General features: G+C 51.5%; 14 protein-coding genes. 8 read left to right on the forward strand and 6 right to left on the reverse strand.

Features of this window, described 5'->3' with window-relative positions; genetic code table 11:
- Nucleotides 1-213 precede the first annotated feature (213 nt).
- The 3 genes from NNX04_RS16110 (at nucleotide 214) to NNX04_RS16120 (ending at nucleotide 5993) form a co-directional block, all read left to right on the forward strand.
- Nucleotides 214-2763 carry a glycoside hydrolase family 3 protein gene (locus tag NNX04_RS16110; RefSeq protein ID WP_261946448.1) on the forward strand — a complete coding sequence of 850 codons (2550 nt, stop codon included), beginning with the start codon at nucleotides 214-216 and terminating at the stop codon, nucleotides 2761-2763.
- Between the two features lie 110 nt (nucleotides 2764-2873).
- Nucleotides 2874-4505: a glycoside hydrolase family 16 protein gene (locus tag NNX04_RS16115; RefSeq protein WP_261946449.1), complete on the forward strand. Its 1632-nt coding sequence runs from the start codon at nucleotides 2874-2876 to the stop codon at nucleotides 4503-4505.
- A gap of 102 nt (nucleotides 4506-4607) precedes the next feature.
- The gene (locus NNX04_RS16120; RefSeq protein ID WP_261946450.1) at nucleotides 4608-5993 is read left to right on the forward strand and encodes an ADP-ribosylglycohydrolase family protein; all 1386 of its coding nucleotides are present in this window, start codon (nucleotides 4608-4610) and stop codon (nucleotides 5991-5993) included.
- Nucleotides 5994-6073: 80 nt separating this feature from the next.
- On the opposite strand, the gene NNX04_RS16125 is transcribed toward NNX04_RS16120, so the two are convergent.
- On the reverse strand, nucleotides 6074-8866 hold the full coding sequence (locus NNX04_RS16125) for a TonB-dependent receptor (protein WP_261946451.1): 2793 nt from the start codon (nucleotides 8864-8866) through the stop codon (nucleotides 6074-6076).
- 351 nt (nucleotides 8867-9217) lie between these two features.
- On the opposite strand from NNX04_RS16125, the gene NNX04_RS16130 reads away from it, so the two are divergent.
- Entirely contained in the window at nucleotides 9218-11263 is a 2046-nt protein-coding gene (locus NNX04_RS16130; RefSeq protein WP_261946452.1) for a metallophosphoesterase, read from the forward strand.
- Between the two features lie 18 nt (nucleotides 11264-11281).
- Here NNX04_RS16130 and NNX04_RS16135 read toward each other — a convergent pair whose 3' ends face one another.
- A complete protein-coding gene (locus NNX04_RS16135) occupies nucleotides 11282-12427 on the reverse strand; it encodes a helix-turn-helix domain-containing protein (RefSeq protein WP_151055697.1) in 1146 nt (381 codons plus the stop codon).
- Nucleotides 12428-12620: 193 nt separating this feature from the next.
- On the opposite strand from NNX04_RS16135, the gene NNX04_RS16140 reads away from it, so the two are divergent.
- A complete protein-coding gene (locus NNX04_RS16140; protein ID WP_261946453.1) occupies nucleotides 12621-13598 on the forward strand; it encodes an alpha/beta hydrolase in 978 nt (325 codons plus the stop codon).
- Nucleotides 13599-13704: 106 nt separating this feature from the next.
- Nucleotides 13705-14703, forward strand: coding sequence for a DUF368 domain-containing protein (locus tag NNX04_RS16145; RefSeq protein WP_261946454.1), 999 nt, complete (start codon nucleotides 13705-13707; stop codon nucleotides 14701-14703).
- 112 nt (nucleotides 14704-14815) lie between these two features.
- On the opposite strand, the gene serA is transcribed toward NNX04_RS16145, so the two are convergent.
- The 3 genes from serA to tsaA form a co-directional block, all read right to left on the reverse strand.
- Nucleotides 14816-16045, reverse strand: coding sequence for a phosphoglycerate dehydrogenase (gene serA / locus NNX04_RS16150; protein ID WP_007638468.1), 1230 nt, complete (start codon nucleotides 16043-16045; stop codon nucleotides 14816-14818).
- 237 nt (nucleotides 16046-16282) lie between these two features.
- Entirely contained in the window at nucleotides 16283-17008 is a 726-nt protein-coding gene (locus NNX04_RS16155) for a DUF4197 domain-containing protein (RefSeq protein ID WP_007638467.1), read from the reverse strand.
- 17 nt (nucleotides 17009-17025) lie between these two features.
- Nucleotides 17026-17748, reverse strand: coding sequence for a tRNA (N6-threonylcarbamoyladenosine(37)-N6)-methyltransferase TrmO (tsaA, locus tag NNX04_RS16160; RefSeq protein ID WP_261946455.1), 723 nt, complete (start codon nucleotides 17746-17748; stop codon nucleotides 17026-17028).
- Between the two features lie 184 nt (nucleotides 17749-17932).
- Between tsaA and NNX04_RS16165 the strand changes: the two genes are divergently transcribed.
- Complete coding sequence (locus tag NNX04_RS16165) at nucleotides 17933-19198, forward strand: glycoside hydrolase family 26 protein (RefSeq protein WP_261946456.1); 1266 nt, start codon at nucleotides 17933-17935, stop codon at nucleotides 19196-19198.
- A gap of 226 nt (nucleotides 19199-19424) precedes the next feature.
- Nucleotides 19425-20378 (forward strand): choice-of-anchor A family protein, encoded by a 954-nt coding sequence (locus NNX04_RS16170; protein WP_261946457.1) that lies wholly within the window; start codon nucleotides 19425-19427, stop codon nucleotides 20376-20378.
- A 64-nt stretch (nucleotides 20379-20442) separates the two neighbouring features.
- Here NNX04_RS16170 and NNX04_RS16175 read toward each other — a convergent pair whose 3' ends face one another.
- Entirely contained in the window at nucleotides 20443-22062 is a 1620-nt protein-coding gene (locus NNX04_RS16175) for a methyl-accepting chemotaxis protein (RefSeq protein ID WP_261946458.1), read from the reverse strand.
- Nucleotides 22063-22129: the final 67 nt, after the last annotated feature.

Here is a 22129-nt window from a genome sequence, read left to right on the forward strand (position 1 = left end):
CCCCTGGGTGATGTCAGGTCCCCTTGGGTGTTAGCAAGAGTGGTGAGTATGCACTGTCATCCTTCTACTATTGTTAGCTCTCCTTGCTTAGCCCCCGCGTTCTCCAGTCTTGCAGAAAGCGGGGGCTTTTTTCTTGGTGGCGAGCATTTTATCAATCAACCCATGGCAGCAATGTACATAGACAAGAACAGTGATTTTTCAATGAGGTAGGTTATGCCCAGTTTTTACAAACCATTAATGGCCGCTGCGTGCAGTTTCACTGTAGTGGCCGCGCTGAGCGGTTGCGATAAAAATATCAACGAGAAAGACAGCGCAAGCGATAGTGGTGATGGGCCGGTTGCTGTTGAAAAATCCCTGTGGCCCAGTATTGAGAACGCGGTTAAAAAAGACCCGGCGCTAGAGGCAAAAATTACTGAATTATTGGCTCAGTTGTCGCTGGAGCAGAAAGTGGGACAACTGATGCAACCGGAATTGCGCCATGTCACCCCGCAAGATGTTAAAGAATATTCCGTCGGTGCGATTTTAAATGGTGGCGGCTCATTCCCCGGCGAAAACAAACACGCGAAGGTGGATGATTGGCTGGCATTGGCGGATGGTTTTTATCACGCTTCCATGAGTACCGACGGCGGGCGCGTTGCGATCCCGGTGATCTGGGGAACCGACGCCGTACATGGTCACAACAATATTATTGGTGCAACACTTTTTCCCCACAACATCGGTTTGGGTGCGATGCGCAACCCGGAATTAATTCGTCAAATCGGCGCGGCGACGGCGGCGGAAATTGCAGTGACTGGCATCGACTGGAGCTTTGCACCGACGCTCGCAGTAGTGCGCGATGATCGCTGGGGGCGCACTTATGAATCCTACGCGGAAGATCCGGAGGTGGTGCGCGCCTACGGCGGCATGATGGTAGAGGGCTTGCAGGGCACGGCAGGCAATAATTTTTTGAGTGAGCGCCATGTGATCGCCACTGCCAAACATTTTCTCGCCGATGGCGGCACCCTGGGTGGTGTTGATCGCGGCAATGCGGCAATCAGCGAAGCGGAATTAGTGCGTATCCACAACGCTGGGTACGAGACCGCACTGGCCGCCGGCGCGCAAACGGTCATGGCCTCCTTCAGCAGTTGGCAGGATGTAAAAATGCATGGCCATAAATACCTGCTTACCGATCAGCTAAAAAACAAAATGGGTTTTGACGGTTTGGTGGTGGGCGATTGGAATGGTCATGCGTTTGTGCCTGGCTGTACGCCAGTCAGTTGTGCGGCATCCATTAATGCCGGGCTGGATATTTTTATGGCGCCCGATGCCAACTGGAAAGAGCTGTATCACAACACCTTGGCGCAAGTGAAAAGCGGCGAAATTCCCATGGCGCGCTTGGATGATGCAGTCGCGCGGATTTTGCGGGTGAAATTGCGTGCGGGGCTGTTTGAAAAAGGTGCTCCCTCTACGCGCGAATTGGCCGGCAAACGCGAGGTGATTGGTTCGCCGGAGCATCGCGCTATCGCTCGTCAAGCGGTGCGTGAATCCATCGTGTTATTGAAAAACAATCAGCAAGTATTACCGGTTAAACCCACTGCCAAAATATTGGTGGCGGGTGATGGTGCCGACAATATTGGTAAACAAGCCGGTGGTTGGAGTATTACCTGGCAAGGCACAGGCAATACCAATGCGGATTTCCCCGGCGGTACGTCTATTTATCAAGGCATCGCCAGCGCAGTAACCACTGCCGGTGGCTCGGTGGAGTTGAGTGTGGATGGTAATTATCAACAAAAGCCTGATGTTGCCTTTGTGGTATTTGGTGAAGACCCCTATGCGGAAATGCAGGGCGATGTAAACCAACTGGCCTATAAAGACCCAACCCATTTGGCCTTGCTGAAAAAATTAAATGCCGATGGCATCAAGGTGGTTGCGCTGTTTATCACCGGTCGTCCGCTCTGGGCCAATGAATTTATTAACGCTGCCGACGCTTTTGCGGTGGTCTGGCTGCCCGGTTCCGAAGGGGCGGGTGTGGCCGATGTAGTGCTCGCCAAGGCCGATGGTTCGGTGAATGCCGCGGTCAAAGGCAAACTGCCCTTCTCCTGGCCGGCATCGCCCGTCCAGTCGCCACTCAATGTCGGTGATGCGGATTATGAGCCCCAATTCGCCTACGGTTTTGGGCTGACTTATGCCGACAACACGGAGACCGGTTTGCTGGATGAAACTGCCGGTCAAATCGCCGCGAGCGTCACGCCTGACAGCCTGCCTATTTTCAATCAGCGGGTAATGAACCCCTGGCAATTAGTGCTGCTCGATCATCTCAATAATATGCAACCAGTGACCACCAGCAGCGGCACTCTGGGGGCGGTGACTGTGTCCTCCATCGACCACAAAGTGCAGGAAGATGCACGTCGCCTGCAGTGGGACGGCTCCGCACTGGCGAGTGTGAACTTTGCTTCCACCGAGCGCAGCGACCTGAGTGCATATGCCGGTGGCGCCTTGGTGTTTGATGTCAAAGTCGATGCCAAACCCAGCGCCGAGGTCAATGTGGGAATTTTCTGCGGCAGCGATTGTGGCGGCGCCCTTCCCATCACCCAGCAGCTAAATAATGCGCCCGCAGGTGAATGGACCAGTGTGAGCATCGCGCTCGACTGTTTTGCGCAAAAACGCACGAAACTGGACATGGTATTAACACCCTTTGCGCTCAGCACCAGCGGTACCGCGGACATCAGCCTGTACAACCTGCGCATCGAGAAAAATACCCAGGCACCTGCCTGCCCCGAGTAACCCATCTGTGAATGCCGGCGTTGTTCAAGCGCGCAGCGCCGGTAGCTAGCAGTGTTCCACCAAGCGCTTTCGATAATAAAACCTAATAAAACAGCACCGAGGTAAGAAGTATGAGAATTCAACAACGAGGTATGAGCCAACCACTGGTTCAAGCATCCCTGACCCTGGCATTGCTCAGTTTGATTGGCTGTGGCGGTTCGGGCGGCGGCAGCTCGCCGGCCAGCTCCTCAAGCGCGCCATCGAGCGTGGTAGCGGAAGCATCCAGCAGTGCAGTGAGCGTAGAGGCGAGTTCGAGCAGTCTTGAGGCCAGCTCGAGCAGCGTCGAAGCAAGCTCCTTGGCTGCATCCAGTTCATCCGCCGCGGTTGGTTGGGAATTGGTCTGGAGCGATGAGTTCGATGGCGAGACCATCGACAGCACTAAATGGTCGTTTGAAAAAAATTGCATGGGTGGCGGCAATAACGAATTGCAGTGCTACACCGACCGTGCCGATAACGCCTTTGTTGCCGAAGGCAAATTGCACATAGTTGCCAAAAAGGAAACCTTCGCCGGTCAAGCCAAGGGCGATGATGACCCCACTTACAACGTGGATGACAAATCCGTCACCCGCGACTACACCTCTGCGCGCCTGCGCTCCAAAAATAAAGGGGATTGGAAATACGGACGTATGGAAATTCGCGCCAAATTGCCACAAGGGCAAGGCGTATGGCCGGCGATTTGGATGCTGCCGACCGAGTGGAAATATGGCGGTTGGCCGCTCAGTGGCGAGATCGACATTATGGAGGCAGTAAACCTCAACACCACCAATGGTGGCAACGCTATTCACGGCACCTTGCACTATGGTGATGTCTGGCCCAACAACAAATACACCGGCACCAGCACTACACCCACCGCCAATACCTGGGAAGAATTTCATACTTACGCCGTTGAGTGGGAAGAGGGCGAAATTCGCTGGTACATCAACGACAAACACTATGCCACCCAAACCAAGGCGGGATGGTATACCTCTGCGTCAACCGCCGAAAATGCGCCGTTTGATGAATCCTTCCACATGATTATGAACGTCGCCGTGGGTGGCAACTGGCCGGGTGTGCCCAACAACGCCACCAGCTTCCCGCAGGAAATGCAGGTTGAATCGGTAAAAGTCTATCGCTGCGCAACCAATCCTGAAACCGGCAAAGGCTGTGCGACCAATGTCGACCCGGCCATTGTGCCCTTAACCGGCCATCCACAAGTGTCGGGCGACTTTGCGGAGCCGCCGCTGTTCACTATGTACAGCGACGCGCTGGCGACTGGCTTGAAGTTTGAGTCCTACAACCCACAGGGCCAAATCAGCTATTCACAGTTGGATGAAGAAGGCCGCGGCAAGGTGCTCAACGTGATCAAAACCGGCGCAACCGGCAATGTGTATTTTAATATCCCCGCCGGCACCGCCGATTTAACCGGCTGGGCCACGGCGGGTGAACTGGTATTTGACCTCAAGGTTAACTCCATGGCGGCCGGTGCCAAACTACTGATCAAAATGGACAGTGGCTGGCCGAGTGTGAGCGACGTAGAGGCAACCTTACCCGCCACCGGCACTTGGGGTGAATACCGTATTTCGGTTGCTAACCTGATCGCGCGCGGCAACTCCATTGAACCGGGCAGCGCCAACCTGGCAAAAATCTCCAATGTGTTTGTGGTTGAACCCAACGCAGCGATGAACGTATCGTTTGATAATGTGCGGTTGGTTGTGCCTGACTAATTTGGTTGTACCCGATAAAAAGTGCAGCCAACAAAACGCAGCATTCAAAACGTGTTTTTAATGCTGCAATAACAATAAATCTTTTTGTTCGTGGAAGAAATTATGTTGATGCGCTACCCCACGATAAGTATCGTTCTGTTTGTAAACGTACTGGTGGGGTGCGCATCGCATACCGCGATAGAAACTGGTCTGCATGACAATCATGCAATAAAATCTGCTGAAGTTATTACGATATCGCGTAGTGCCTATCGCGATTCACTTTATGGTTTTTGGTTGGGGCAGTGTATTGCCAACTGGACCGGATTGGTCACGGAAATGGATAAGATCGGCAATATCGGGGAATTAAAAACAGGCAAATTTTATACGCGCCATGATTGGGGTAAACCCGATCAGCCAAGTATTTGGGGGCAAGGTGTTCCGAGCGATTTATCGTCGACCATTGATTTTGTGACTGTGGGACCTGAAGGCATTTGGGGCGCGGATGACGACACCGATATTGAATATATCTACCAGGAGCTATTAAACAAAAGTCCGTCGGTCATACTAACACCTGAACAGATACGCGATGGTTGGCTCAAACATATCTATTCCTCGCAAGAGCCGACACCTTTCGGTCGTGACCCCGAGGGAAATTACGAAAATTTTCTGTGGGTATCCAATCAAAAAGCGTTTGATTTAATGCAAGCGGGTACTTTGCCACCCTTAACCGGAAGCAAAACCTTGAATCCCCACTACGATATGATCGATGCGCAACTCACTACGGAAATCTTTGGTTTTTTTGCACCCACACGCCCGGACATCGCATTAAAAATAAGTGAACTGCCGGTGCGAACAGTTGCAGATAAAGAGGCAGTCGATATCGCCAATTTTTATATCACGCTCTATTCACTGGCCCCTGCTGCCGACAAAACTCTCCCGCTGAAAGCACAAATTATGTGGATGGCAGAGCAGGCACGCAAAAAAATGCCGGCGCAGCAGTACCCAGCGGCCATGTACGATTTAGTAAAAGACATGTACCTCGCCGATGTTCCCTGGGAAAAAGCCCGCGATACGCTTTATATTCGCTACCAGCAATATCAGCGCGATGGTTATGACCTCACCGATAGAAATTTATACTGCAACGGTTGTTTTGCTGCCGGTATTAATTTCGCTGCCAGTTTGGTCAGCTTGTTTTATGGCGAAGGCGATTTAAAAGAAACTATTAAAATCGGAGCGCTGATGGGGTGGGACTCGGATAATCCAACGGCGACCTGGGGCGGCCTATTAGGTTTTATGTATGGTAAGAAAGAAATAGAAAGAACGTTTAATCAGCAGTTTTCAAATCAATTCAATATTCACAGAACACGAAAAAATTTTCCTAACAACGGTATAGATACTTTCGACAAGATGGCGAACACCGGTGTTGCTATAGTGGATAAGGTAGTGGTTGAACTGATGGGCGGACGTGTGGACATGGAAAATGATCGCTGGATGATTCCAATCAAATAATAAGTAAACTCCAACAAAAAAGGATGCTCTGTGTAGAGCATCCTTTTTTGCAACAGGCTCAAGCAATAATTTTTTACAACTTAAAAATCTGCTCTTACCCCCAAACTAATACGACGACCAGAAAATTCGTACATGGAGGGGAATGACGGGTCGATGGTGTACGCACTGGTCTCTTCATCGGTGACGTTAATACCTTCCAGTGTGAATTTGATGAAATCCGTCAACTGGTAACCCACTGACAGATCCGTTTGGCCGTAGGCTTTGCGGTACACCGGGTACATATCGCTGGCGATATATTCCACATATTTGTCTTTGTAGTTGTAGGCGATACGTGCATCAAATTTTTGATTTTCGTAATAGAAGGTCAAGTTGTAAGTTTCGTCTGCCAAACCTTCGGGTGGGGTGGGAATGCCTAAATCGGATTCACCGGTCAGTGAATTGTCGAGCATGGTGAAGTTGGCATTAACACCAAAACCTTCCAGCGATGGGTGCAACATATTCAGTGGGAATTGCGCAATTAATTCCACCCCGGATACGTCGTAATCACCTTCAGCATTAACCTTTTGATAAATTTCAAAATCATACACACCATCGACAGTGCCGTTGGCATTGTATTTAACAACGTCCTGCACCACACCGGTCAGTGATTCACGCACTACACCTTCAATTTTTTTCTCGAAATAGGATGCTGCAAACAGTGCGCCTTCGCCGACATACCATTCCAAACCCAACTCCCATTGATCGGCATAGGTGGGTTTCAGATCCGGGTTGCCGTCGCGATATTTAAAATCATTCAGGCTCACGGTACGTTTGTAGGCGATGTCGCCTAATACAGGGCGAATTAAGGTTTCCGATGCGGCAGCGCGCAACAACAAACCATCGCGCAATTCCATGCTCATATTCAGGCTGGGTAATACGTCGCTGTAATTACCTTGTTTGGAAATCGGTGCAGGTGTGTAACCGGTAGAGCCGTCAGAGTTTTGCACCTGGTGATAACCAAATGACAATACGTCGGTGTCAACTGAACGTACACCGGCATTGATCATAACCGGCATAGTGGCGACATCGAATTTGAAATCTGCCATGGCATACAGGCTAAGTACTTCTTCATCCACGCGATAATATTCGCTATCGGCAAAGTCCACCGCAAAGCCGTCATAACGGAAGGTTTCGCGTGCATAGCTGTTGGCAACTTGAGCCCACTGCGGACTATTGGAGGATTGCGATAAGTATTTTCCGCCCGGTACTATGTCAGACACCAAGGTCAATTCACTGTCTTGCAGGGTGCGTACGTTGCGCCAGGAATTGTCGCCCGCTTGTGGCCCGCGCACGGTATTGGTACCGCGGTTGCGCTCTTTGGATTTGTCGGTATAGCGTGAGCCAAATTGCACTTGGCTTAATGCCGGTAGAAAATCCAATTCCAGTGGTTTGATAAAATCTAACTGCGCGGCATATTTATCGTCCTGAATTTTTTCCAAATTCACTTCATAGGAATCGAATAAATATTTTTCCGGCGAGTTGTACATATCAAAACTTGCCGGATTAGCACTCACGAGTGTTTCACCACCATTGCTGGTGTAACGGCTGCGTGACGGCGCAAAGGCAACGTGTTTCAAATTGCTGGTGTCAGAGGTTTTTTCCGCGCCGGAATAACCCACCAAACCTTCAACATACCAACCGCCAATCTCCCAATCCAAATTTAAACTGTATTGGGAAAAATCAGTTTCATGGACATTTTCTTTGCTGAGAAATTCGTGCTGGGTAGCGGCGTAAGAAACATCGCGCAACACCACTATGCCGTGTTTAGCCAATGTGGTGCTGTCGTATTCGTGAACCGTTTCCAGCGCACTAATACTGGATGCGGTGTAGGCTGCTGCATCGTATTCGTCTTCGGTATTATCGTAACCACCGAGCATCGCATCAAGCGTCAAACTGAATACGTCGCTGGGTTGATACTGGAATGCCGCCGTTGCGCCCCACTTTTCCTGTTCATTTAAATAAGCGCGATCGCCAATCTTGTCATGAAATACAATGCGGTTGGTTTCTTCTTTGTCAAAGCGATCATTAATCACTATACCGGTATCGCGTTCCAGTACCTCAAGGGTTTGAGTCGCTTGCCATTGTGACGAACCGGTTTTTTCGGTCCAGCGTGAAAGCGGACGAAAGTTAATGCCGGAATTGGAATCTGTTCTGTTGGTACGCTCCGCCACCGAAACAGAAACCAGCGCACCAAAATCACCGAAGGTGTCGCTGGCGAGGAAGGAAACTTTGGGGTCTATTTCTTCAGAAATAGAATTGTGTGCGCCTTCGGCGGACACCACAAATTTTGCATCGCTGTAGTCAAAAGGGCGTGCCGTTGAAATTGCCACTGAACCGGCAATGCCACCTTCTTCGTCAGCGGCAGTAGGTGATTTTTTTACGGTCACACTTTGAATAATTTCGGAAGCAAAAATATCGAACTCAACATCACGGCCGCCACTGCCAGAAGCGGTGGACAGGTTGTTGATGGAGACGTGGGTAAATTCACTGGGCAGGCTGCGCACGTTTACTTTACTGCCCAAACCTTTGTTGCGCTCAATCGTAACACCGGGCATACGCTGCAATGCTTCGGCGAGGTTTTGTTCCGGGAAATCGGCAATGTCGGTGGCGACAATGGAGTCAGAAAAGCCAACCGTATTGCGTTTAATATCAATCGCTTTTTCCAAACTTTTGGAGTAGCTGCCGGTCACTACAATTTCTTCCATCAGGTCGGCATCTTGCGCCCAGCCAGGTAATGCGGCTGTTGCTAATGCGGTACCCATAATAATGTTACCCAAGGCGTGGCTTAAGGCTGATTGTGTTGCTAGCGGGGAGATTTTTTTGCCCTTTTTCACTTTAATTTCCTCTTATCTATCACAGTTAGAAAAACAACGGTCAACCATTTCTAGCTCTCATAAAAAGAGAAAATTCCATCTTACTTCCCATGCAGATTTAGAGTCCCCAACAGGAATTAGAAACGCGAGGGCACGGTAATGCCGCTGCGTTTCAGTTTTATTGCGGCATTGTTGTTATTTGTACTATTAACAGTAATTAACAATTTGCTGTGCGGTGAGCAGTAAAAAATATTTTTCTGTCATCAATCTGTCGTTATTGCTTCATAGAATCCGCTTTTGCAAAAAGTCCCTTCTCCATGCTCGCCTATGATCTGTTGCGCGGGTTATTTTCCAGTTGAATCTGCTGTGACCATGAAATTATTTTTTGTCCTCGCGTTAGTAAATCTGGTGATATTTTTATCCGGCTGTGAGTCGCCCAGTGAAAAAATCCCCAACAACGCTGAGTTTGTGCGTGTCGCATTTATGCCGGACATCCACTTTCACGATATTTATGGTGAGTTTACTGATGGCTCATTCAAGGGCTTGCCAACCCATACTGAGCAGGGTGTACAACACGCCAGTATTCGTTCGATGCGCGCACAATTGCATTCCACTCGCTTGTTTAACGAAAATTATTTTGCACTACTCGCCGCGCTGGATGACATAGTCAAGCGGGAAATAAAATATGTAGCCCTACCGGGCGATTTTAGTGATGACGGCCAACCACTGCACCTGCGCGGGTTAAAAACAATTCTTGATAAATATCAGCGTGAACACGGCATTGAATTTTTTATGGCACCGGGTAATCACGACCCAACGCGCCCCGTCTCTCATCCGGCGGGAAAAATGGATTTTTTGGGGCAGGATGGAAAAGAACAACCTATTTTTAGCCTGCAACATCCTTTGTGTGCCGAAAAAAAATCTCAGCAAACCAATGCGGTTATTTGTTCGGATGAAGTGCAGGAACTGGGTTATCAGCCCATTATGAATTTATTCAGTGAGCAAGGTTTTTTTCCGCGTTCCCATTATGTTTATTATGAAACCCCTTACAGCAAGCTTGTTGGCCTCACCATCCCTAATAATTCCGTTTATGGCGATGCGACTTATCACCATGCAGTAGCACAGGAGGCTGCGCAGTTTGATAAGCGCCAATACGAAATTTGTCATCAGGGCGCCGGGGGGAAATACAAACAGCCGCATTACAGCGATTGTTATTGGGTGGCAGATACCAGCTATCTCGTTGAACCCACACCGGGGCTTTGGTTGTTGGCGATTGATGCCAATGTTTATCAGCCCAAGCTGGGTGGCAATGGTAATGCGCTGGATGCGGATAATTTTTTGGGCTCCAGTGATGCGGGCTACAACAAAGTGATTACCCATAAACCACATTTAGTGGAATGGATACGCGACCTTGTGCAGCGAGCGCAGGCCCAAGGCAAAACCCTGATTGCATTTTCGCATTTTCCGATGAGTGAATTTTATGATGGTGCAGCTGAAGACATAGCGCATTTGATGGGCGACGGAAAATTCCAGTTGAACCGCAATCCCAGTGCGCACACCAGCAAGCTACTGGCAGATACCGGCCTGAAAGTTCACGTCGCCGGTCATATGCACATTAACGATACCGGTGTTTATCGCAGCGAGAATGGCAAGGTGCTATTTAATATTCAGGCGCCGTCGCTTGCGGCCTACGTGCCAGCTTACAAAGTATTGACGATTAAAACGGCGCAACAAATTGAAGTCGAAACCGTGGTATTAAATGACGTGCCGCATTTTGATGAGCTATTTGCGCACTACCGTACCGAATGGGATTATTTGCAGCGAATGAATGCGGCGGATATTTGGGATAAAAATATTCTGCAGGCAAAAAATTACCGACAATTTACCCAGTGGCATTTGCGTGAGCTGGCGCGCTTGCGTTTTCTGCCGCAGGAATGGCCTGCGGATCTACGGGAACTACTGCTTAGCCTCAATGGTGAGCAGCTGTTGGTTATGTCGCAATTAAATGCCGATGTTACTCTTGAACAAATTGCTGCACTGATTGGCAATACCAATCAGGACAGGATGCTGGAGCAGAAATGGCAGCAGGCGAGCCAACAGGCGGCAAATATGGCGCATCGCCAGGGGTTAACAACGAAGAGTTTTGCCGCGTGGAATGGGCTGGATATGGGTGTGGATTTTTATCGCCTGTGGAATGCGGATCAGCTTGCGCTAAAGGATATTGATGCCCAGCGTTTTGCGCACTACCGGTTGCTGGCACAAGCATTTTTATCGCCAGTAGAGGAAAGCTCATTGCGTGCCCGCTATCAAACGAGGCTTGCACAACTGCTGCACATCCTTGTGCAATTTGCTGGCGATGCGCCAAGCAATCATTTTTTACTGGAGTTGGATAGGGGCCAGATTCAGGCATTGCCTTGAATTTATCTATGAGACCAGTTAACTGACCTTCGCCTCTTTATGCAATTGCTGTTTGCGATACTCGGTGGGCGACATGCCGACCAGGCGATTGAAAAAACGGTGGAAGGCTGACTTGCTGTTAAAACCGGCGTGCAGCAATACATCCATCACGGTCATTTCGGCGTGTTGGCTATCGCCCAATAAGCGTTTTGCCTCTTCCACGCGATAGCTGTTCATAAACTCAAAAAAGTTGGTGCCGTAGTGTTTGTTGATAACGGCGGAAACTTCTTTGACCGGCAGGTTAATGCGTTTGGAAAACTCTTCAATGTTCAGGTTTTGTTTCAAAAACAACTTCTGACTTTCCATGCCTTGCTGCACTTTTTGAATCGCCGAGTCGGTGAGTTTTTCATCGACTTTTATGTCTTTGGCCAGCTCCGGTTTGGTGGTGAGTAGCTTGTGGGTATGCACCACACTGTTGATAAACAGCGCGTTAATCAAAATAAAGACTATGTAGTTTTCAGTGATGCCAATGACGTCGGAAATGCGCGGTGATTCGATAGTATTGGCGACCACGTGCACCACAATCGAAAAACTCCAGGTAATTAAAAAGCCCAGGCTGAGTGTTTTGAGCCAGCTGGGTTCGGTGGAGGAGAAGGTCGAGTATTGATCTTGCAGGCTAATCAAATACAAACGCACTTTGTTAAACGCCATTAGCCCGTAAAAGAACGGCATCACCTTGATGAAATGCCACACCGCGTTGGCCAATTGCTGTTGATCGAGGGTTTTAAAACTCAAGTCTGAGCCGTTAATACCAAACACCAGGAGCCAGCCCAGTGCAATAACAATGGGAATAGCGTGTAGCAGATGGCGCCGGTTGAGGTTAAACGCATCCTGGGTGAGCGCCACAACATACAGCAGTAGCATCGGCCCTTTGAGCAATTGCGCCGTCACCAAAAAGTAGGGCAGCAGGGTTTCATCGAACAGGGTAAACAGGCGCACGTTCTCGTTCCACAGCACCAAAATACAGGCGGAACTAACAGCGATAGAGAGCAGGAATACGCTCAGCAAACGATTGGCGAGTTGGTTTTTGACCGGAAGTATTGCCTGGAAAATAACAAGCAGGAAACATTCCGCGACGGTCATAAACAACACTACGTCGTGAATGTTAAAAATATAATTCTGCATAGAGTCTTAGCCCGGGGTTGTGTTTGTTATAAGTTTTTTTAAGGTTGATTGGGTTTATGTCCCATCGGGAGCTGAATTATAGTTGAACTTTGACGCCAGTGTTGCGGCCATTTCCCTTATTCGGCGCGGTTTAATTGTCGCATTTTGTTACAGTGGCAATTCTTGTTGCTTCCCTGTCAAGGTTCCGTTGTTTATGCCAGCTGATTTGCCGCCGATGTTTAGCCTCACCGATGCTCATCTCTTGATGCAGCAGCTACCTGCGTTGCAATTTGATCTGTCCGTCGATTGCCGCTGGGCGCTGGGCGATGCCCCGCAGCAGTACCTCAACTATTACCGGATTAATTTTGCCGCGCAGGACGAATCCATCGACCACGGTTTTGGCCGCATCAGCGCCGCCGGGTTTGATATCGCCACCCACTATTGGCTGCCGCCCACACCGCGCGGCACCCTGGTGATTATTCACGGTTACTACGATCACCTGGGGATTTTTGACCATGCCATCGCCTTCGGTTTGGCGCAGGGCTTGGCGGTGCTGGCGTTTGATTTGCCCGGCCACGGTTTGAGCAGTGGCGAGCGTGCGGCGATAGATTCTTTTGATGAATACGCCGACGTGTTGCAGCAAGTGATGGCGCGCGCGCAAGCACTGTTACCGGCGCCTTTCTACGCGCTGGGGCAGAGCACTGGCGGTGCGGTGTTGCTGAATCACCTGTGGCGTTATCCGGCGCAGTTTGCGCGTATCGCCCTTTGTGCGCCGCTGATTTTGCCGCGCGGTTGGGGCACCGGGCGAGTGTTTTATTGGCTGCTGCACAACTGGGTCAAACGCCTGCCGCGCGGCCGTTCGCGCAGTTCGCAAGATGCGTCATTTATTAACTTCATTGATGAGCGCGACTGCCTGCAATCAAAAACCTTGTCGGTGCGCTGGGTGGGGGCGATGAAAGCCTGGCATCGTCAGTTTTTACACTTCTCCCCGCGCGCGACACCGCTGCTGGTGGTTCAGGGCACCGCCGATAAAACTGTGGCCTGGCGCTACAATACGCGTTTACTCCAGCGCAAATTACCCCAGGCAAAACTGGTGTTTATCCCGGCGGCCGGGCACCAGCTGGTGAATGAAATCCCCATGCATCGCGACGTGGTTTTTGATGAGATCCAGCGCCACTTTTTTAGCGATTAACCTGTTGCCCGCGCACGCTTTCAGGCACACTCGCGTCACTTTTTTACTGGATATTGAATCCTGAATCTTAACCCGGCTATCACTGGCCCCAGGCGAGACTTTAGTTATGGCAACTCCCGATCAACAGGACATGACCTTGCATCAACCTCAGCGCAGCCTCAAGGACTACCTCTTTATTTTGCTCAAAGGCCTGTGCATGGGCGCTGCCGATGTAGTGCCTGGGGTATCGGGCGGCACTATTGCGTTTATTACCGGCATTTACGATGAGTGGCTCAGCTCCCTCAAGCGCTGTACCCCGGCGGTATTGCTGCGCTTAAAGCGCGAGGGGCTGGTTAAAACCTGGCAGTACATTAATGGCAACTTTCTGGTGGCGCTGTTTGGTGGCATTTTGATTAGCCTGAAAACCTTTGCGGCGGTGGTATTACTGGCGATGGATAGCTACCCGATTTTGGTGTGGGCATTTTTCTCTGGCTTGGTCGCCGCGTCTATTTATCACCTGGTGCGCGAGCAGCGCGGCTGGGGTATTACAGAGGCCTTTGGTCTGCTGTTCGGCATAGCCTTTATCCTCGCCATCTCGTTTATGGCGCCGGCGCAACTGCCCGGACATGGCTGGATTCTATTCCTCGGCGGGTTTGTGGCGATTTGCGCCATGATCCTGCCCGGTATTTCTGGCAGTTTTATCCTGCTGTTGGTAGGGCTCTATCCGGTGTTTTTGCAGGCGATACACAATCTTGAAATCGGCAAGCTGCTGTGGTTTGGCGCCGGTTGTATCTGCGGTCTGGTTGTTTTTTCACGCTTCCTGCTCTGGCTGCTCAAGTCCTATCACAACCAAACCCTGTCGGTGCTGATCGGCTTCTTAGTCGGCTCGCTCTATGTCACATGGCCGTGGAAAAACGCCCTGCTCACTACTACCGATAGCCACGGTCGCACCGTGGTATTGCAGCAGGAAAACCTCAGCCCCTTCAATTTCCTTGCCGTCACTGGCAGCGAACCTGCCATCGGCCTAGCGATACTCTGGGCATTCCTTGGTGTTGCGCTGGTACTGGGTGTGGAATTGGTGGCGCTCTGGATCAAACGCCGCAGTGCGGTGGCGCTAGAGAGTTAAATCTCCCTAAGCCCTCCCTGCTAAACCCCAAACAAAAACGCCGCGTCCATTGCTGGACGCGGCGTTTTTGTTGGAGCTGGTATTAATCGTTTAGAGCAACATTCTGCAGCGACTAGAACAAGACTCTGCAGCGGATAGTCCCTTCAATATTCTTCAACTGCTCCAGCGCGATTTCATCGTACGGGGAGTTGATGTCCACTACCACGTAGCCCACCTTGTCATTGGTTTGCAGGTACTGTGAGGCGATGTTGATTTGGTTGTCGGAGAAGATTTTGTTGATCTTGGACAGGACACCGGGAACGTTAGCGTGTACGTGTAGCAAGCGGTGCGCATCCGGGTGACCGGGCAGGGCCACTTCGGGGAAGTTGACCGAGCTGGTGGTGGTGCCATTGTCGGAGTACTTGATCAGCTTCTCGGCCACTTCGATACCAATGTTGGCTTGCGCTTCCATGGTGGAGCCGCCGATGTGCGGGGTCAGGATCACATTGTCCAAGCCGCGCAGCGGGCTCACAAATTCGTCGTCGTTAGCTTTGGGTTCTTCGGGGAATACGTCGATAGCCGCACCCGACAGGTTGCCGGCTTTAATCGCGGCGGCCAGCGCATCTATGTCCACCACTGTGCCGCGTGAGGCGTTAATCAGGATTGCGCCTTTTTTCATCAGGCCAATTTCGCGTGCGCCAATCATCATTTGCGTCGATTGGTTTTCCGGGACGTGCAGGCTGATGATGTCCGAGGTGGCCAGCAGTTCATCCAGGCTGCGCACCTGGGTGGCATTGCCCAGCGGCAATTTGGTAATCACATCGACAAATTGCACTTTCATACCGAGCGATTCCGCCAGCACCGAGGTTTGGCTGCCGATAGAACCATAGCCGATCAGGCCGAGGGTTTTGCCGCGAATCTCAAAGGAGCCTACTGCAGATTTGTCCCAGCCACCGCGATGGCACACAGCGTTTTTCTGCGGCACATTGCGCAGCAGCAAAATCGCCTCGGCAATTACCAGTTCGGCCACCGAGCGGGTATTGGAATAGGGCGCGTTAAATACCGCTACACCGTGTTCCTGCGCCGCTTTTAAATCCACCTGATTGGTGCCTATGCAGAAGCAACCAGCGGCGATCAGCTTGGGTGCATTTTCAAATACACGGCGGGTCAACTGGGTGCGCGAGCGCAGGCCGACAAAGTGAGCGTCCTGAATTTTGGCGATCAGCTCGTCTTCGCCCAGCGCGGTTTTTAAATATTCAATATTGGTGTAACCCTGTTCATGCAGGGTATCCACCGCCGATTGGTGAACGCCTTCCAGCAGCAGAAATTTGATTTTGCTTTTGTCTAACGAGGTCTTGCTCATGGGAACAACTCCTAAAGTCTTAAAGTGAGAAAAGCGTACAGCGCGTCTCTGCGAGTAAGGGCATCAAACAGGAGACGGAAAGGGCCGGTATTCAGGCGCCCGCAGGCTAAAAAAGGCGTATCGGCTGGCTGAAAAAGGCGCGCATCATACCACTGCAAGCGCCAAAACCGAAGGTGGCACGGGTGCCGCCTTGGGTTTTTTTGGTGGGTTGATCAGGGTGAAAAATAGCGGGAGGCTTTATTGTTTGGTTGCGCCAAATACTGAACCGATGATCTGGCTGCCGCGTCCAACCGGGTCTTTGCGGATCAGTTGTTCTTCCACCGCGACTTGTTTAAACAGGCCATCCAGCGCCATGTTCAGCACGTGTTGCTCCAAATCCAAGCTGGGTTTGTTGGCCAGCGGCAGCATATTGTAGGTGCCGAGCAGCTGTTGATATTGGTTGTAGAAACCGATTTGCTGCAGGTTTTGTTTGATGATCGGCATATAACGCTGGCGCAAACTGGCTTCGGTCTGGCCACGGAAGTAGTCGGTCGCGGCGGTGCTGTTGCCGCGTACTATGCCCAAGGCATCGGTCACGCTCATATTGCGCACGGCATCCACAAACACTGCTTGGGCTTCCACGGCCGCTTTTTCCGCGCCCTGATTCATCAAGCCTTCTACGCGATCCAGTTGGCTGCCCAGTCCCATTTGGCGCAAAGTGCCAGCAATTGGCTGCAGGTTCGCGGGTAATTCAATGCGGTAGAGCGAGCTATTGGCGTAACCGCCGGGGGCGGAAAGGCTGGTGGCCGCGCGGTTACTGCCCAGTTCCAAGGCTTCTTTAATGCCGCGAATCAGCTGTGCCTGATTGTTATAACCAGCGGCACTGGCAACGGCAGCGCCGGTTTCTGCCATTTGTGGCAGGGTGGCATTACAGGCGACCAAGCTCAGTGGCATCAGTAACAGGCAAGTGCGGGCAAATTTCATAATCTTTCCTCGGTGAGTTAAAAGGTGTCGCCCGGTGTCAGGGCATGTAAAAGAATGCGATGGGGCTGGCGGTCAGTCTGATAGCGCCAACGTACATCCAAATCCAGTAGTTTCATACCGTAAATCCGCTCGGGATCGGGCTGCTGGTATTGGGGGCGCGGGTCTTGCTGCAGCACCTGGGTGATTAATCCCACTAGGTCAATTCTCATTTTTTGCTGGTAATCGCGACAAATTACCGCAAGATCGGTGGGTATTTCCACTTCAATAACCGCTGGCGGCTGGGGGGCAAAGTGGTTATAGGCATCGGTCACCGCGTCCACATAGGGCACATAGGGTTTGATATCCAGAACCGGGGTGCCATCGAGCAAATCCACGCCGCTAATGCCCAGTAGTAATTTCCCATCGCGCTCGCGCAGCCCGGCAAAACGCACCACTGACAGACCAATCGGCGCCGGGCGCGTAGGTGAGCGGGTCGCAAAGACGCCCAGACTTTTATTGCCACCCAGGCGCGGTGGTTTGACCTTGGGCTTCCACTCCTCGCGGCTATTTGCATGGAAGACAAACTGCACCCACAGATGGCTGGTGCCTTCCAGTCCCTCAAACGCTGCCGGATCGTTGTAGGGCGGCAGCAGTTCGATCTCGGCGGTGGCCAGTGGTGCCAAACCGGGCTGGCGCGGTATGCCAAATTTCTCCTTAAAACAGGAGTGGACAATACCTATGGCGGGGAAGGTGAAATCCATAAGGAGGCACAGGTGGGAAACAAGCCGCCAAGGCTAGGCAAAAGCATCGGGCAGCTCAACCTTTATTTACATCGCCAAGGGCTTCTTTTTTGTGTTTTGACTGTTAGTATTTGCATTTGTAAACGGTTACATTATTAAAAACGATAAGATCCTGCCTTGTTTTGGCCAGTTCCGAGGAAATGTTATGCCCATTCAATCCCGTTTTAGCCTCTCATTAGTGCTGGTGTGCGCCAGCCTATTATTCGGTTGCGATAATCCATCCAGCAGCAGTGTTGGCAGTTCCAACATTGACAGTTCCAGTAGTGGTAGCTCAGCAGCAGCGGTTGAGTCCCCCGCGCTTGCATTGATCGACACCCAGGCGACGGCACAAACCCGCGCGCTCTACCACAACCTCGCCGCTCTGCGCGGTAAACACCTGTTGTTTGGCCATGAGGACAGCCTCGCCTACGGTGTGCATTGGGAGGGGGATTTGGACCGCTCCGATGTGCGCGACGTCACCGGCAGCAATCCCGCACTCTACGGCTGGGAGCTGGGCGGTTTGGAATTGGGGCATGAACAGAATCTGGATGGTGTTAACTTCAAACAAATGCAGCAGTGGATTAAAGCGGGCTACAGCCGTGGCGGTGTGATAACCATCAGCTGGCATATGTACAGCCCCGTTTCCGGCGGCAATTCCTGGGATAAAACCCCTACGGTGCACGAGCTGATTCCCGGCGGCGCCAAACACGACGAACTAAAAGCCTATCTCGACAGTTTTGTCACCTTTAATGAAGCGCTAAAAGTGACCGATGGCGCGGGTGTGGAAACCTACATCCCCATTATTTTCCGCCCCTGGCATGAGCACAATGGCGACTGGTTCTGGTGGGGTAAGGGTCATGCGAGCGAGGCGGATTACATCGCCCTGTGGCAGTTCACGGTCAAGTATTTGCGCGATGAAAAAGGTCTGCGCAACCTGATTTACGCCTACTCACCCGACCGCAGCCGCATCGATATGGCTAACTTTGAGCGCGATTATTTGTACGGCTACCCCGGTGACGACTATGTGGACGTGATCGGTTTGGATAACTATTGGGATGTCGGCCACAGCGCCAATAACGCCAGTGCCGATGAGCAAATTGCGAACTTCACCGCCGCGCTCAAACAGATCGCGGGCATTGCCACTGCGCGCCATAAAATCGCTGCGCTCACCGAAACCGGCAACAACACATTGACCATTCCCAACTTCTGGACTGAGCGGATTCTGGCGCCAACCCTGGCTGATGCCCAGGCCAGTCAAATTGCTTATGTGATGGTGTGGCGCAATGCCAATATGGCGCGGGAGAAATCCGAGCAGTTTTTTGCCCCCTATCCGGGGCAGGAAACGGCGGAAGACTTTATCCGTTTTTACCAAAGCCCTTATGTGCTGTTTGAAAACGAATTGCCCAGGCTTTACGACAAGCCATCCCCCTAGGTTCTATCGCTTAAATTTTGCAGCCCTGGCAATTGCCAGGGTTTATCGGCTTGGGTTTGTCTTTCGCTGTCAATTTATGATTGTCGGCAAAATTTACAGTTTTGTGTGATGTGCATCACAGGTTGTGGTGTGTATTATTGATCCCAAAGGAAAAAGTAAAACGGGCATGAAATCTGCTTTACTGCGATCAACTTTAGAAGTCGATATTACTAACACAGGTTTTCTTATGACTTTTCATCGCATAACTTACCGCAACCTGCTCGCTGCCGCCGCGTTATTGGGCCTTTCATCCCTTACCAGCGCAGGCCCATTGAATGATTACAACCTGATTTTGTTTGGTGATTTAAATGTGTCTGGCGGCAGCGGTCATATTGAAGGCAAAGCCTTCATTGGTGGCAACGTAGTAAACGCTTCGGTGTTTGCGCAGAAGGAGCCGCAAAATTCCACCGCCGATACCGTCAAGGTTGTGGGCAACTTTGCCAGTAACAATGGCACCCATATCGATCGCGGCTACCTTGCCTACCAAGGCAACTTTTCCGGCCCGACAAATATTTGTAACGGCAGTGGTTTGGTGCCCAATGGCTGCTTGAAGCAAGTGACCGACGGTTCATTGACAGCGGAAAAAACCAGCCTGTTTGCGCAGTTGCAGGCCGAGTCTGCCTACTACAAAAACCTGGCTGCGTCGGCTAACACCGATCTGGTTGGCGATATGAACAATAAAGCCTTCACCTACAGCGGAGCCGCGACGGATTTGGTGGTGTTTAACATCACCGCCGAGGAGCTGACCGGGCCGCAGTGGAGCCTGAATATGGACTTTCCGACAAGTTTGAATGTGGTGATCAACGTGTCTGGCAGCAGCTTTAACGCTGGTAATACCAAAAACGGCACCCAGAGCTTCCGCGATAATTTCAACAATGTGCTGTGGAATTTCTACGAGGCGACCAACCTGAACTTTGGCGACTCCTGGTTTGGCTCGGTACTAGCTTTAAACGCGACTATTGCCACCAATTCCAATCTGGATGGTGCCGTCGCCGCCAAGTCTTACGTGGGCAATGGTGAAATCCATAAAGGTAGTTGGGATTACACCCCACCCGTTACCGAAGTGACCGAACCATCGATTTTTATCCTGTTGTTAACTGGTATCGGTTTGATTGGTTTAGGTCGGCTGCGTCGCCGCTAAATTCTTCACCGCGCCACAATAAAAAAACCGGGACTTAGCCCGGTTTTTTTATGCCTGCACTTTTTTAAATCGCAAAGTGAGCGATCTGACTTTGCAGGTTTTTAGCGGTGTTATCCAAACGCTGGGCGATCTGCACCGACTTTTGTGCATCCTGATTGACGTTATCGATCAAACTCACCACCTGGATAATATTTTTGTTGATCTCCTCCGCGGTGTAGCTTTGCTCTTCAGCGGCGGTGGCGATTTGCATATTCATGCCCAGAATCCGGTTCACTGACTGGCTGATCTCGTTAATGGAGTTGCCCGCCTGACCGGCCATTTCCATGGTGGCGCCGGTTTTTGCCAAGCTGGTTTGCATGGCGCTCATGGCATTGCTCGCGCCTTGTTGCACCGCGTGAATAATCTGTTGGATTTCAGCAGTGGAATCCTGGGTGCGTTTGGCCAGTGAGCGCACCTCGTCGGCCACTACCGCAAAACCGCGCCCCTGTTCACCGGCGCGCGCGGCTTCAATCGCGGCGTTCAACGCCAGCAAGTTGGTCTGTTCGGCCACGTTTTTTATCACATCCAGCACCCCGCCAATACGGTTGGTATCGCCCTCCAGCTGGGTCATGACCTGGCCTACGTGATTGACTTCACGGCTGAGCTGGTCAATCGCACCAAGGGTACTTTCCATGATTTTCAGCCCCTGATTGGCGTTGTTGTCCGCATTTTGCGCGGCATTGGCGGCGCCACCTGCATTGCTTGCCACTTCTTGTACGGTGGCTGTCATCTCGGTAATGGCGGCGGATACCTGATCGGTAGCGTGGTGGGTTTGGTCGGTATAACGCGCGAGGGTGGAGGCGGTCTCGGTGATCTGGCTGGAGGCCTGATTCAAGCTCTGCATCGACCCCTGTACGGCGGCAACCACACTCACAATGCTTTGTTGTACCTGCTGGATACTGGCGCCCAATTTGCCCAGCTCGCTGTTATCGCGGAAGTTAAGTGGCTCGCGGAAGTTGCCCGCCGCCAGTTTGCTGAGGTGTTCATTGATCAGGCCCAGCGGCAGCAACAGATTCTTGCGCAAAATAATTAACACCAAAAACACCACCACAAATCCCCCGCAGAGGATCAGGGCGCTTGCCCAGAAGGAGACGCTGGCGCTGGCCTCCAGGTTGGCTTGGGTCTCGGTGCTGACTTTAGCGCTAATCAGCGCGGCTGATTCCTCCAGCAGCTTGCTCGGTTCACGGTCGATACCCGCGACGGCTGCATCGCCCGCTGCTGAATCAAAATCCGCCGCTTTAAACGCATCCAAGCCTGTTTGATAGCGGCCAAAGGCAGTTTCATGGGCGCGCAAAAAAGCCTCTACCTGTTCCCGGCTGGTGCCGCTGAGTTCAATACTCAGGGCTTTGCCTTCTGCCTGAATACTCCGTTGCAGGGTTTCAAACTGGCCCCAGTACTGCTGGAGTTTGTCCGGGTTCTTGCCACGCAACAGCACGTTTTTCCACTCCTGCACCTGGGTTTTAAAGTGGTAGTTCATGCTGCTAATCGCCCGCTCATGGGCGACCGAGTTGGCAATCAGCTGGTTGTAATTGGCAATGGTATTGCTGAGTAGGGCGATGGCAATGCCGCTGATAATCATAAACAGCACAACGCCGGCGCTGACTGCAACGAGCAGCCGCCCTTGAATACTGGAGAGGGAGAACATGGTTGAATCCTTCGAGAGCAATTGAGCTTGAAGTATAGATGGAACTTGAAGAGCAAGAGATAAAACG

The organism is Cellvibrio sp. QJXJ, assembly GCF_024452345.1.
In the GTDB taxonomy this organism is placed as follows: domain Bacteria; phylum Pseudomonadota; class Gammaproteobacteria; order Pseudomonadales; family Cellvibrionaceae; genus Cellvibrio.